Raw genomic sequence first — 13,824 nt, 5'->3', positions numbered from 1 at the left:
TTCAAAAACAACATCATTTATGACCTTTACAAAAACCACCGAACAATCCTCAAAATACGAACATTTAGAAAAAATGTCGGTTCAGGAATTGCTTTCTAATATCAATCAGGAAGACAAAACCGTTCCGCTTACCGTAGAAAAAGCGTTGCCACAAATAGAAAGTTTAGTGACCGAAATCGTTGCCAAAATGAAACTCGGCGGACGATTATTTTACATTGGCGCGGGAACTTCGGGGCGTTTGGGAATTCTGGATGCTTCGGAATGTCCACCAACATTTGGAGTCCCTTTCGATTTAGTAATCGGAATTATTGCCGGTGGCGATACCGCAATCCGTAGAGCTGTAGAAAATGCCGAAGACAACGCCACACAAGCCTGGATTGATTTGAAAGCTTTCGATGTAAACGAGAATGATGTTGTTGTAGGAATTGCCGCTTCAGGAACAACGCCTTATGTTATTGGAGGATTACAGGCTTGTAACGAAAAGCATATTACTACAGCAAGTATTTCTTGCAATGCAGGAAGCCCGCTTTCGCAAACCGCAAAATTCCCAATCGAAGTAGTTGTGGGACCAGAATTTGTAACCGGAAGTTCCCGTATGAAAGCAGGAACAGCCCAAAAACTGGTACTGAATATGATTACCACCGCTACCATGATTCAACTGGGGAAAGTGAAAGGCAACAAAATGGTCGATATGCAACTGAGCAATAGCAAACTGGTCGATCGCGGCGTGAAAATGATTATGGGAGAAATTCCGGTTTCCTATGAAAAAGCGGCTGAATTATTGAAAAAACACGGCAGTGTGCGGAAGGCAGTTGATAATTATAACGGTTAGAAACAGTCACAGTTTTAAATCGAAACGTCACTGCGAGGAACGAAGCAATCACACTTCGTTTTTAGCATAATTTAATTCCAAATTTATAACTTAAAATGGCAACCAACAAAGAACTATTATCCAAAGGAATTAAATATTTAGCAGGCGCTTTGCCGTTGCTGTTTATAGGTCCGTCCGTGATTTATAACGCTTTTATGAATCAACAAAATGCGTGGCATTATTTGGTTTTAGCAATTGGAATTATTGCTTGTCTTGCCGCCATGTTTCTGATGTACTTGGGATTAAAAACAATTATGAAAAGCTTATTTAACGACTAATGGAAAACCTAATTCACGTTCAAAAAACATTTGAAAAAATTGTTTACACCGATAAGAAAGTAAACAACCGAGAATTTGAAGATTGCGTTTTTAAAAACTGTGATTTATCAAATAGTGACTTCTCCTATAGTAGCTTCATGGATTGTGAATTCATCGATTGTAATTTGGCGATGACCAAATTATCCGGAACAAGCTTAAAAGGAATACAATTTAAAAACTGCAAATTGCTGGGGATTCAATTTGAGGAATGCGACGATTTCTTGTTTAATGTCAATTTTCAGGAATGCGTGTTGGATTATTCTTCGTTTGCGAATAAAAAAATGCCAAAGACAAAATTCAATTCTTGTTCGTTGAGAGAGGTAAGTTTTGTTGGGACCAATCTTACGAGTTCTGTTTTTGACAACAGCAATTTCGATGGTGCTATTTTTAACAATACCCAATTGGCCGGAGCCGATTTTTCAAAAGCAACCAATTTTAAAATTGATCCCGAATTCAATCCCATGAAAAAAGCCAAATTTTCCACACAAGGAATCATTGGACTTTTAGATAAATATGATATTAAAATCGAATAACTAGCCCTGATTGTCCCGAAGTTTCGGGAGAAATCCTTTTGCGGTTTTACCGAAAAAAGATTGAAACGTAAAGCAGTAAACAGCTCCAAAAAAATATGAAAAAAATAATCTTCCTCCTCCCATTACTAGTACTAATGTCATGCTACAATGTGGAACGCAATTGCAAGGACTTTAAAACTGGAAAATTCAAATTTGAATACAAAGTCAACGGTGTAAAAAAAACAACCGTTTTTGAGCGAAACGACAGTCTGGAAATTGAAACATTTGAAGGAAAAACGGATACGGCTTCGATTCGCTGGGTAAATGATTGTGAGTATATTTTGCAGAAATTACATCCCAAAAACAGGGCCGAAGAAAAGGCAATCGACATGAAAATTTTGACAACCTCAAAAAATTCCTATACCTTTGAATTTGGAATGATGGGCGTTGACACGAAACAAAAAGGAACTGTCACCAAGATTGGTGATTAATAATTTCAAATTAAAACTTACAAATCATAACTAAATAAAATGGAAGTATTTTTAAATCCCGATGCTTGGATTGCCTTATTAACATTGACCTTTTTGGAAATTGTATTGGGAATCGACAACATTATTTTCATATCGATTGCCACTGGAAAATTGCCCATTGAGCAACGCAAAAAAGCTACTAAAGTAGGAATGTTTCTTGCTATGTTTATGAGAATTGGGCTCTTGTTTGGAATTAATTTATTGATCCAAATGAAAGAACCTTGGTTTCATATCGATTTGAGTTGGTTTTCAGCAGGGATTACTGGTCAAAGTATCATTTTACTCTCAGGAGGATTATTCTTGATTTATAAAAGTACCAATGAGATTCGGGAGAAAGTAGATGAAAAAGGACATGAAGAAGAAGAATTAGGCAAAGCGGCTACAAAATCATTTCAAAATGTACTTTTACAAATCATTATGATCGATTTAGTATTCTCATTTGACAGTATTCTTACTGCGGTAGGGATGACAAATGGTGTTGAAGGTGCTATTTATATCATGGTTACGGCTGTGGTTATTTCAGTATTAATTATGATGCAATTTGCTGTTCCTGTAGGGAATTTCGTCAACAAACACCCGTCAATTCAAATTCTGGGATTGTCTTTTTTAATTTTAATCGGAATGATGCTACTTACTGAAAGTGCGCATTTATCTAATTCCTTAATCTTTGGAAACCACGTTACACCGGTACCAAAAGGATATTTATATTTTGCAATAACTTTCTCTTTATTAGTTGAAGTATTGAATATGAAAATGAAGAAAAAAAAGTAATAGAAAATATTTTTTCATGAAAAAGCTCCCGAAATGGAGCTTTTTTTATGCTGAGAACAGGCCTCGCCTTGAAATAGCAGAACACAAAAAGACTCTAATTTGGTCTTTTTTCTTTTATATATTTGTTTTATAAATTAACTTCGGTGCAAAAAAGCGTCATGAAAAATACAATCTCCCATAGAGTTGCAGACTTTTTAAAAAATTTCCCTCCTTTTAGCTTTTTACATCAAAAAGATATCGAAACTCTTTCGGAACAAATATCTATCATTTACAAAGAAAAAGACAGCGTAGTGTTTGCCGAAAACGAAGAAACGCACAACTGTTTTTATGTCGTTCATAAAGGGGCGGTGACACTTAAAAATAGTCTGAACAATGACATTTTGGATATGTGTGATGAAGGCGATATTTTTGGATTGAGACCACTTATCGCTAATGAGAACTATAAGATGGAGGCCCGAACCCATGAAGAAACTATCCTTTATGCCATACCCATCAGCATTTTCAAACCGTACGCATTAGAAAACAGGGCCGTAGGGAATTTTCTAATAGAAAGTTTTGCCTCTAATACGCGCAATCCTTATTCCAATAGCCATAGCGGAAAACTTTATGGTGAAATAATAGGGAGTGAAACTTTGGACATTGATAAAAACCTATTGGACATACAGCCTGTAAAATATTCAAAAAAACTAATAACCTGTTTTTCTACCACTACAGCAAAAGAGATTGCCGAAATCATGACCAAAAAAAATGTGGGTGCTATTCTTGTCATAGAAGATAAGCTTCCCATTGGCATCATCACAGATAAGGATTTAAGAAATAAAATAGTGACAGGAGAGTTTCCAATCACCACAACAGCCGACCTGATAATGACCTCTCCGGTTATTACCTATCCCAAGAAAATGACCGTTACTCAGGCACAAATGGCAATGATGAAAAGTAACATCAGCCATTTATGTCTTACCAAAGATGGTACGGCAAATTCCAAAGCTGTTGGAATCCTATCCAAACATGATGTTATGGTGGAACTTGGTAATAATCCTGCAGTTTTGATAAAAGCGGTAAAAAGAGCAAAAAAGGCCAAACAGATAAAGCCGATACGAGCCAATATAATGCAATTATTACAAGGATATTTGGATCAAAATATCCCCATGACACTGACTTCTAAAATAATAACCGAATTAAATGACGTTTGTATTAAGCAAATAATAGAAATAGCGTTAAAAAAAATGAAAACGCCTCCACCTGTAAAATTTGCCTGGTTGGCATTAGGAAGTCAAGGGAGAAGTGAACAATTGCTGCATACTGACCAAGACAATGCCTTAGTTTATGAGGATGTCCCGGAAGAATTAAAAGAACAAACTAAACGTTATTTTTTAGAATTAGCGACTCATGTCAATAAAGGCCTTTTCGACATTGGCTATGATTATTGTCCGGCAGAAATGATGGCCTCTAATCCAAAATGGTGTTTGAGCCTTGGTGAATGGGAAAGTCTGGTTCATCATTGGATTACCAATCCGGGGAAAAACGAAGTATTGTTGTCCTTTATCTTTTTTGACTATAGCCTCTCTTATGGAGATCGTGAATTGGTTAATAATCTTTCCGATTTTATTTTTAAAAATATAAAGGCCAATCCTGTATTTTATATTCATTTAGTAAGTGGTGCGTTGCAAAGCCCCTCTCCTACTGGATTTTTCAGGCAACTTCTGGTAGAACAGGATGGTGCCCACAAAGATTTTTTTGACATAAAAAGACGCGCTTTAATGCCATTGACTGACGCTGCAAGAGTGTTGATTCTGTCACATTCCGTGAAATCTATTAGCAATACGCCCGAACGTTTTGAAAAATTGGCAGAACTGGAACCCCATAACAGCGAATTGTATTTAGCCTGTTCCTATTCCTACAAAGCACTATTGAAATTCAGAACCAAACAAGGGCTTTTGCATCATGATTCCGGGCAGTTTATTGCGTTGGAAACGCTAACCAAATTAGAAAAGATTAAGCTTAAGAGGACTTTTAAAACCATTAAGGAACTTCAAGAAATCATTACCATCCGATTTAATGCTTCAAACATATTATAATGATGAATATATTTGAAAAAAGTAAAGCTGGTTTATTTAAACTTTGGAACAAATCCGAAAAATCATCTGATGAGGAACAGTCAACCGACATTAATGCTACGCGTTTTGTTGTTTTGGATACAGAGACCACCGGATTTGATTATACAAATGACCGAATACTTTGTATTGGAGCCATTGTGCTGCAAAACAATACCATTCCCATTCAGGATAGTTTTGAAGTTTTCATTCAGCAAGAACATTACGATCAGACAACTGCAAAAATTCATGGAATCCTAAAAGAATTTGTGCTAGATCGTCCCAACGAATTACAAGCCTTACAGCAGTTTTTGATTTTTCTGGGAGACTCCATCATAATTGCCCATCATACTATATTTGACATTACTATGATTAACAGGGCACTGGAGAGAAACGGATTACCGAAATTAGCAAACAAGACTTTAGATACTGCAGTGTTGTATAAAAAAACACTGTTAGTTTCTCATTTATTGGAACGCAAGGATACCTATAGTTTAGACGAGCTTGCCGACAAATTTGACATCTCCAAAAAAGACAGACATACCGCAATGGGTGATGCCTATATTACCGCTATTGCTTTTTTGAAAATTCTAAACAAATTAAGAGATAAAAAGAAACTCACCTTAAAACAGTTGTTCAAATAAAATACCAAAAAAATGATGAAAACCCATAAAAAAAGCTCATTTAGGAGCTTTTTTTATTCTAAAGATAAAGTTATTTGACCATCATCATCAAGTTGAATAGCTGTATCATCTGCGTCAGTTTCTCCTTTTACTTCTATTTCTTCCGGGATGATTTCCTCGGGAGCTTCGTAAGGCAACGATTCCAATAAATTTACTTGTTTCAACTTATCCGTTGTCAATTGATTCCCTAAAGCTTTAAATCCCTTTAACGCAATAAAGGATTCAATATCCACCGTCATATTTTCTTTTTGGACTCCTTTTACTTTCGCAAAAACTAATTCGGCTAGAGGACGATAATCCGTAGATACGATTTCAAGATGCGAATTGGGATGTTCCGTGATAAAACTTTCCTCTTTGTTTTCGGTTTCCACCAAGAAACGCTTGATGTAATACCGTTCTTTTTCACCATCATAATAGATGGCTGAAATTGGTTTTTTAGGAACCCATTTTTCCAACACTACCATATCTTCATCAAAATGAGTCGATAATTCAGGTGTAATTACTTTTATTTTTCCGGATTGTGATATGATTAGAATCTTATCACTTGGTCTGAATTCCCCCAATAGTTCTCCTCTTCCATCGACGTTTAATCGCTGGACAGTATCGTCAAACCAAACTTTTCGTGGCAATAATGTCGAAATCCCTTTCTCTTTTAGTTCGATTTTCTTGATAGGATATTTGGTGACCAAATTCCCTTTGGAAGCACGTCCTTTTATGGCTAAACTGGCGAAATCAATATCGAATTTCAGTTTTTTGACACTTCCTACCTGACGCAATAGTATTGTAATCACCTCAGCTTCGCCATTTGGATTACAAGAGAAATACACTACTTGAGAACCCGCAGTTTCATTGGTTAAATCATACGCTTTGTCCCTCGTTACCCCAGAAACATTGAATCTTTTTATGTACGAAGGACCTGATTTTCCGTCACGGTAAATCATATTATAAATCGTACGCTTGTCGCTTTTGTCAAAAATAGCAATGTGAATAATATCCTTACCCACAAAGGTTTTTGCATCTACTTTGGTAATCATCATTTTCCCATCACGAAGGAATACAATTACATCATCAATATCGGAGCAATCGGTAACGTATTCGTCTTTTTTCAAACTCGTACCTACAAATCCTTCTTCCTTATTGACGTATAATTTGGTATTTCTTAAAACTACTTTAGTAGCTTCGATATCATCAAAAATACGAAGTTCCGTTTGGCGTTCCCGTCCTTTTCCATATTTTTCTTTTAGCTTAGTAAAGTAAGCAATAGCAAAATCAATAAGATGTTCTAAGTTGTGTTTTACTTGTTCAATATCGCCTTCCAATGACTCGATTTTGTCCTGTGCTTTATTGCTGTCAAATTTAGAAATACGCATGATTCGGATATCCAATAAACGGAGAATATCTTCTTCGGTAACCGCACGTTTTAAATGTTTCGTATATGGTTTCAAACCATCATCAACCGATCTGATTACGCCTTCTCTAGTAGTTTCTTCTTCAATGTCACGATAGATTTTATTCTCAATAAAAATACGTTCCAAAGAAAGAAAATGCCATTGTTCTTCCAATTCACCTAACTGGATTTCAAGTTCGCTTTTTAAGAGCTGAACAGTCCTATTCGTTGAAATTTTCAACATATCCGAAACCCCAATAAACAGCGGTTTGTTATCCTCAATCACACATCCCAAAGGAGCTACCGAAGTTTCACAAGCCGTGAAAGCAAACAAGGCATCAATCGTTTTATCTGGCGAAACCCCAGGAAAAAGGTGAATTAATATCTCTACCTCAGCAGCGGTATTATCCTCAATTTTCTTGATTTTGATTTTCCCTTTATCATTCGCTTTCAAAATACTGTCAATCAAAGTGGTCGTATTGGTCGAAAACGGAATTTGGGTAATCACCAAGGTGTTCTTGTCTAGCTGTGCGATTTTGGCACGCACACGTACACGTCCACCACGCAGTCCATCATTATAATTAGACACATCAGCAATACCTTGTGTCAAAAAATCAGGATATAACGTAAATGGTTTTCCTTTTAAAATTTTTATTGACGAATCAATTAGTTCATTGAAATTATGGGGTAAGACTTTCGTCGAAAGACCCACAGCAATTCCTTCTGCTCCAGAAGCCAATAATAATGGAAATTTTACAGGCAGATTATTGGGCTCCGCACGACGACCATCGTAAGAAACGCCCCAGTCAGTAATCTTTGGAGAATATAAAACTTCCAAAGCAAATTTAGACAAACGCGCTTCGATATAACGAGAAGCCGCAGCTCCATCTCCAGTTAGGATATTTCCCCAGTTTCCTTGACAATCAATCAACAATTCTTTCTGACCAATTTGCACCATTGCATCACCAATACTCTGATCCCCGTGTGGGTGATACTGCATCGTGTGCCCTACTACATTAGCCACTTTATTGTAACGACCATCGTCTAATTCTTTTAAAGAGTGCATAATACGACGTTGCACCGGTTTAAAACCATCTTCAATCGCAGGAACTGCACGCTCCAGAATTACATACGATGCATAATCCAAAAACCATTCCTTATACATTCCTGTAACTTTGGTAATGGTATCATTTTCATCTTCTTCATTTTCGTAAAAATGCTGTCCTTCAAAAGATTTTTTATCTACATCAATAATTTCATCCGAATCATTTTCTTCTTGATTTTCATCAGTAGAATGATCCTCCGAATTATTTTCTTCGTTTGCTGGAATTATGTTATCGTCTTCTTCGTCTTTCATTTATTTATCCTATAATAATATTGGAATATTTTTTTTTTAATTTATACTACTCCTTTTCCAAAACATCCAATTCGATCTTCAAATTCTTGATGATAAATTCCTGTCTGTCTGGTGTGTTTTTACCCATATAGAAAGACAATAATTGCTCAATCGAAGTGTTTTTATCCATCATAATTGGGTCTAGACGAATGGTTTCTCCAATAAAATTTTTGAACTCATCTGGAGAGATTTCTCCCAATCCCTTAAATCGTGTGATTTCTGGTTTTGGTTTTAATTTTTCCATTGCTTCTTTTCGCTCTTCTTCCGAATAACAATAAATCGTTTCCTTCTTGTTTCGGATTCTAAAAAGTGGTGTTTGTAAAATATATAAATGCCCTTCTTTTATTAATTCAGGAAAAAACTGCAAGAAAAAAGAAATTAACAATAACCGAATGTGCATTCCATCGACATCGGCATCCGTTGCAATTACAATATTGTTATACCGTAATTTTTCTAATCCGTCTTCAATATCAAGTGCTGCTTGCAACAAGTTGAATTCTTCATTTTCATAGACAATTTTCTTGCTCATGCCGTAGGAATTCAAAGGCTTACCACGCAAACTAAAAACCGCTTGAGTATTCACATCACGCGATTTGGTAATCGACCCGGAAGCGGAATCTCCCTCAGTGATAAAAAGCGTACTCTCCAGTCTTTTAGGATTCTTGGTATCCGTAAGATGAGCTCTACAATCCCTTAATTTCTTGTTGTGCAGATTTGCTTTTTTAGCACGATCAGTTGCTAATTTTCGAATACCTGATAATTCTTTTCGCTCTCTTTCGGCTTGAAGAATTTTGCGAAGTAAGGCATCAGCAGTTGCTGTATTTTTGTGCAAATAATTATCTAACTTCGTTTTTACAAAATCATTTATAAAAGTACGCACTGATGGCATTCCTGGCTCTGAACCCATATCAGTCGATCCCAATTTAGTTTTGGTTTGCGACTCAAAAACGGGCTCCATAACCTTAATACTTACCGCACTTACAATAGATTTACGCACATCTGAAGCTTCGAAACTTTTATTATAAAACTCTCTGATGGTTTTTACAATTGCTTCCCGATACGCTGCTAAATGTGTTCCTCCTTGTGTGGTATTTTGTCCATTCACAAAGGAATGGTATTCTTCACTGTATTGGGTTTTACTGTGCGTCAAAGCAATCTCAATATCCTCTCCTTTTAGGTGAATAATTGGATATTCCAAATCATCGGCATGAATGGTTTCTTCCAATAAATCTTTCAGACCATTTTCAGAGAAATATTTCTCGCCATTGAATAAAATAGTCAAACCATTGTTCAAATAACAATAGTTTTTAAGCATTTTGATTACATATTCATATCTGAATTTGTAATTTTTAAAAATTGCTTCGTCTGGAATAAAAGTAACTTTAGTTCCTTTTCGTTTGGTTGTATCTATAATATCTTCTTCAAGAACTAGATTTCCAGCAGAGAATTCAGCCGCTTTTTGTTTTTCGTCCCGAACGGATTCTACACGGAAATAATTAGACAAAGCATTGACGGCTTTTGTCCCCACTCCATTCAAACCAACAGATTTCTTAAATGCCAAAGAATCGTATTTTCCACCTGTATTCATTTTGGAAACTACATCAATCACTTTTCCTAATGGAATTCCACGGCCATAATCCCTTACAGTAACCGTTTTGTCTTTGATCGTTACCTCAATTGTCTTACCAGCACCCATGACGAACTCATCGATACAGTTATCGAGTACTTCTTTTAGCAGAATGTAAATACCGTCATCTGGAGAGGAACCATCGCCCAGTTTCCCAATATACATTCCGGGACGCATGCGAATATGTTCTTTCCAGTCGAGCGACCGAATATTATCTTCGGTATATTGATTTTGATCGGACATTGTGAATTTTGTGGATTTTGTGCTAATGTAGTGTAATTCGATAAAATTTAAAACAGCAAGCCTTCAAAGTTATTAAGAATGATATTGACATTTTCAATTGAAAGATTGAAAGATTAAAAGATTAAAAAAATTAAAAATTCTTAACAATATCTCTCAATTGGCTATCCAATTCGGGATTGGAAATTTCCTCGTTTACAACATCAAAATTAGCATCAAAACTGGGTAGTGAAAAAGTTGCTTTTATATTACCACCATAAAAAGGAAATGCGTTTTTTGCTATTCCCAAAACGGACGCTCCTCCTTTGGCTCCAGGCGAAGTTGCCATTAGTAACATTGGTTTTTCCTGAAAAACTTTAGCAGTTATTCTGGTACACCAGTCAAACACATTTTTGAAAGCCGCAGAATAATTTCCATTATTTTCTGCAAGCGAAACGACTAAAATATCAGCTGTGGCAATTTTAGCCAAAAATGCTTTTGCCAATTCATGCTGACCAATTGTTTTTTCGATATCAACACTAAACAAAGGCATTTGAAAATCATTCAAATCCAACACCTCCACTTCGGCATTTTCGAAGAGATGGGCTGCATAAGTTGCTAGTTTTTTATTGATAGAGTTTTTACTGGGGCTTCCGCCAAAGGCTATGATTTTCATACTAATTTATTTTTACTAAAGTAATAAAATTTAAAAGATTTGTCAGACAGATGGTGATCTTAAAATAAATCACCTATAATATTTTCTCAATTTCATATTTAACTCTTTTGGATTAAATGGCTTTATAATATATTCATTTACACCAATCTGTATCGCTTTTTCAAGATAATTAAAAGAAGAAGAGGCAGTCAAAGCAACAATTGGAATCAATGTATTCGTACTTCTTATGATTGCTGTTGCTTCATAACCGTCCATTACCGGCATTGATAAATCCATTAAAATAATATCATAAACGTTTAATTTAAATTTTTCAATGGCAATAAGTCCATTCTCTGCAGTATCTACGTTGACATTCCATTGCTTGAGTATTTTTTCAGCAATTTTGATATTTATCAAATTATCCTCAACCAAAAGAACTTTTAATCCGTCTAGATTTTCTTCTTTATAATCATGATAGACAATGTTATTTTTTAATGCTAAATTTGTTGAGAATATCGGTAATTCCAAAACAAAACTAAAATTAGAACCAACTCCTACTTCACTTTGCAATTCGATATCTGAATTCAATAAATGCAGTAGTTTCTTTGTTATTGCTAAACCCAATCCCGTTCCACCAAATTGCCTTGTTGTTTTTGCTTGTGCTTGTTCAAATTTTTGAAAGATTGTTTTAAACTTTTCGATGTCAATACCAATTCCGTTATCGATAATTTGAACTTTAAAAATAGAAATATTCTCTTTTTGTTGGATTTGGCTTATTTTAATTTGAATCAATCCATTTTTAGTGAATTTTATAGCATTTGAAACTAAATTTGTAATGATTTGACCAATTCTCAAAGGATCACTAATTACATTTTGAATAAAATCATCGTCAATAATTATTTCAATCCTGTTTAGGTTTTCTGATGCTTTTATCTCTAAAGACTTTTCGATATGTAAAACTAACTCCTTAAAATCAAATGGAATTTTTTCAAGATCAATTTTCCCCGCTTCTATTTTATTAAAATCCAGAATATCGTTTATAAGCATGTATAGATTTTGTGCTGAATACTTTAAAACCCCCAGATTTTCCTGAAAACTATTTAACGTATTTTCTTTTTCCATAATGTAAATCAAACCAATGATTGCATTTAAAGGAGTTCGAATTTCATGGCTCATGATAGAGAGAAAATCTGACTTGGCTTCATTGGCTTTTTCAGCATTAGATTTTGCTAAATACAATTGATCCTGAAACTCTTTCTTGGATTCTATTTCATCACGCAAAATTTGCATTAAATCAATAGGGCTTTCCTCGCTTCCAAGTTTTATTTCATTGTCGTTTAATTGCTTTATAGCTTGAATTAACTTGTTCTGTATGTTTTCTTTTTTATCTAGTTCTGATTTTAGTTTTTGATTTATTTCATAATACTCTAAATCGTTTAACCGTGAAGATTGCTCAAATAAATCGGCATCTTTTTCAAAATTCAAGTACGATAGATTTACAACTTCAATAAAATTTTGGATAACCTCATTATCCGCAATGAAATCTTCTGTAAAATGTTTTTTTATTTGCCTGTTAAGTTGTCTATGTAGATTTTCTATTTCCATTATACTTCTTCATAAATGGTTGCGATTGTCATCGTTTGATTATGCAGCTCACAGGCTACTTTTTTAAACGTTGGAGAGATCTCACCATAAGAGTAAAAACCACAAACTAGCGTATTTTCACCAAAAACCTCTTTTACAACTTCAAGTTCTTCTTCGATTCTATTGCCAAGAACAACTTTTCGCCCTACACAACTTACTAATAATGCTAATTCCGGTTTAGTGGATTGTTCCGAAAATATTTGTAAAGCGGCATTGTAGGAAGCATCTATGAGCTTATCCAAATTTCCTTTCATCAATCTGACTAAAGACCCTTGAGGAATATTACCCGCAAAAGTCATTGATTTTTTTTCCTCGTCTATCGACAAAATCGTTCTTACAATGGGTGCAGCATTTATATTTTCTTTCATAGAAAGCGGGAAATATAATGACGAAGCAGGCAATTCTTCGGCATATTTCCCAAGATATTCTTTATATAAATCTAGTGCAAACCTATCGCCTATTTTGTACAGCACATTCTTTTCTGAAAGCGTAACTTCTCTTTCCGGACCAAAATCACTCCAACCTCCTTTAGAACTAAAACCAAAATGAATAGCGTCTCCATAAAAACCAACAGCAACAATTTTACCTTGAGAGGCATCACTGTTTAAACCTACAATGGTTTTTTCGAATTTATATTCATCTCCAGCCAATCCTCCAAAAATAGGGATTGTCTCTTTTGTTTGTTTTATCAATTCGTTTATAAGTTCAGTCCCATTAACAAAACTACCTTCAGAAAGAATAAGTATTGATTTTAGGTCTTCATTAAAAAAATCCTTTTTAATTATATCCCCTAATTCCTTAATATCCGAATTATTCAGAATATCAATTTCAGAAACTTTTATAGTTGTTTTTTCAAAATCTATTGCTGTAGCTACAATATTGTTTTCAATTAAACTGGAGTTCGAAATTTGCCCAGAAGTAGAACAAATAACAATATGTGCTTTGGGATATAAATCTTTTATCTTTTCATATGGCAATACTTTTTCTAAAAAAACCCTTTCACCAAAAGCTAGAACAAGATTTGCTTCTTTTGCATTAAAACCAGTAGTAGAGAAAACGACTTCGGCATCTTTTTTATCATTAATGACAATTTGTTCAAGCTTCATAGGATTAGAAGTT

Annotated in this window: 12 protein-coding genes; 7 read left to right on the top strand and 5 right to left on the bottom strand. The window is 34.9% G+C overall.

Annotation, left to right across the window (positions count from 1 at the left end):
* Positions 1-19 precede the first annotated feature (19 nt).
* From murQ to ACM55M_RS12050, 7 genes are all read left to right on the top strand, one after another.
* Complete coding sequence (gene murQ / locus ACM55M_RS12080) at positions 20-832, top strand: N-acetylmuramic acid 6-phosphate etherase (protein WP_416857923.1); 813 nt, start codon at positions 20-22, stop codon at positions 830-832.
* 95 nt (positions 833-927) lie between these two features.
* Complete coding sequence (locus ACM55M_RS12075; protein WP_416857922.1) at positions 928-1,149, top strand: DUF6095 family protein; 222 nt, start codon at positions 928-930, stop codon at positions 1,147-1,149.
* Positions 1,149-1,721 carry a pentapeptide repeat-containing protein gene (locus tag ACM55M_RS12070; protein WP_416857921.1) on the top strand — a complete coding sequence of 191 codons (573 nt, stop codon included), beginning with the start codon at positions 1,149-1,151 and terminating at the stop codon, positions 1,719-1,721. Before ACM55M_RS12075 ends, ACM55M_RS12070 begins: the two co-directional genes overlap by 1 nt.
* A gap of 95 nt (positions 1,722-1,816) precedes the next feature.
* Positions 1,817-2,191, top strand: coding sequence for a DNA topoisomerase IV (locus tag ACM55M_RS12065; RefSeq protein ID WP_416857919.1), 375 nt, complete (start codon positions 1,817-1,819; stop codon positions 2,189-2,191).
* A gap of 39 nt (positions 2,192-2,230) precedes the next feature.
* The gene (locus ACM55M_RS12060; protein ID WP_416857918.1) at positions 2,231-3,001 is read left to right on the top strand and encodes a TerC family protein; all 771 of its coding nucleotides are present in this window, start codon (positions 2,231-2,233) and stop codon (positions 2,999-3,001) included.
* 158 nt (positions 3,002-3,159) lie between these two features.
* Positions 3,160-5,079, top strand: coding sequence for a DUF294 nucleotidyltransferase-like domain-containing protein (locus ACM55M_RS12055; protein WP_416857916.1), 1,920 nt, complete (start codon positions 3,160-3,162; stop codon positions 5,077-5,079).
* A complete protein-coding gene (locus tag ACM55M_RS12050) occupies positions 5,079-5,738 on the top strand; it encodes a 3'-5' exonuclease (protein WP_416857915.1) in 660 nt (219 codons plus the stop codon). Before ACM55M_RS12055 ends, ACM55M_RS12050 begins: the two co-directional genes overlap by 1 nt.
* A gap of 53 nt (positions 5,739-5,791) precedes the next feature.
* On the opposite strand, the gene ACM55M_RS12045 is transcribed toward ACM55M_RS12050, so the two are convergent.
* The 5 genes from ACM55M_RS12045 to ACM55M_RS12025 all read right to left on the bottom strand — a co-directional run bounded on the left by ACM55M_RS12045 (position 5,792) and on the right by ACM55M_RS12025 (position 13,811).
* Positions 5,792-8,521, bottom strand: a complete 2,730-nt coding sequence (locus ACM55M_RS12045) for a DNA gyrase/topoisomerase IV subunit A (RefSeq protein WP_416857914.1) — start codon at positions 8,519-8,521, stop codon at positions 5,792-5,794.
* Positions 8,522-8,567: 46 nt separating this feature from the next.
* On the bottom strand, positions 8,568-10,430 hold the full coding sequence (locus ACM55M_RS12040; RefSeq protein WP_416857913.1) for a DNA topoisomerase IV subunit B: 1,863 nt from the start codon (positions 10,428-10,430) through the stop codon (positions 8,568-8,570).
* A gap of 130 nt (positions 10,431-10,560) precedes the next feature.
* Complete coding sequence (locus ACM55M_RS12035; protein WP_416857911.1) at positions 10,561-11,082, bottom strand: NADPH-dependent FMN reductase; 522 nt, start codon at positions 11,080-11,082, stop codon at positions 10,561-10,563.
* Between the two features lie 69 nt (positions 11,083-11,151).
* A complete protein-coding gene (locus tag ACM55M_RS12030; RefSeq protein WP_416857909.1) occupies positions 11,152-12,666 on the bottom strand; it encodes a response regulator in 1,515 nt (504 codons plus the stop codon).
* Complete coding sequence (locus tag ACM55M_RS12025; RefSeq protein ID WP_416857907.1) at positions 12,666-13,811, bottom strand: FIST signal transduction protein; 1,146 nt, start codon at positions 13,809-13,811, stop codon at positions 12,666-12,668. The genes ACM55M_RS12030 and ACM55M_RS12025 overlap by 1 nt, the downstream gene beginning before the upstream one ends.
* Positions 13,812-13,824 lie beyond the last annotated feature (13 nt).

Origin of the sequence: Flavobacterium galactosi, assembly GCF_048158585.1 — a bacterium.
GTDB lineage: Bacteria > Bacteroidota > Bacteroidia > Flavobacteriales > Flavobacteriaceae > Flavobacterium > Flavobacterium galactosi.
Note: the sequence above shows the minus strand (reverse complement) of the source record. Positions and strands in the feature narration are given on the sequence as shown.

Coding starts and splice junctions, on each gene's coding strand:
- ACM55M_RS12055 (WP_416857916.1), top strand. CDS start 3,160: ATGAAAAATACAATCTCCCATAGAGTTGCAGACTTTTTAAAAAATTTC.
- ACM55M_RS12060 (WP_416857918.1), top strand. CDS start 2,231: ATGGAAGTATTTTTAAATCCCGATGCTTGGATTGCCTTATTAACATTG.
- ACM55M_RS12065 (WP_416857919.1), top strand. CDS start 1,817: ATGAAAAAAATAATCTTCCTCCTCCCATTACTAGTACTAATGTCATGC.
- ACM55M_RS12035 (WP_416857911.1), bottom strand. CDS start 11,082: ATGAAAATCATAGCCTTTGGCGGAAGCCCCAGTAAAAACTCTATCAAT.
- ACM55M_RS12050 (WP_416857915.1), top strand. CDS start 5,079: ATGATGAATATATTTGAAAAAAGTAAAGCTGGTTTATTTAAACTTTGG.
- murQ (WP_416857923.1), top strand. CDS start 20: ATGACCTTTACAAAAACCACCGAACAATCCTCAAAATACGAACATTTA.
- ACM55M_RS12040 (WP_416857913.1), bottom strand. CDS start 10,430: ATGTCCGATCAAAATCAATATACCGAAGATAATATTCGGTCGCTCGAC.
- ACM55M_RS12075 (WP_416857922.1), top strand. CDS start 928: ATGGCAACCAACAAAGAACTATTATCCAAAGGAATTAAATATTTAGCA.
- ACM55M_RS12025 (WP_416857907.1), bottom strand. CDS start 13,811: ATGAAGCTTGAACAAATTGTCATTAATGATAAAAAAGATGCCGAAGTC.
- ACM55M_RS12030 (WP_416857909.1), bottom strand. CDS start 12,666: ATGGAAATAGAAAATCTACATAGACAACTTAACAGGCAAATAAAAAAA.
- ACM55M_RS12070 (WP_416857921.1), top strand. CDS start 1,149: ATGGAAAACCTAATTCACGTTCAAAAAACATTTGAAAAAATTGTTTAC.
- ACM55M_RS12045 (WP_416857914.1), bottom strand. CDS start 8,521: ATGAAAGACGAAGAAGACGATAACATAATTCCAGCAAACGAAGAAAAT.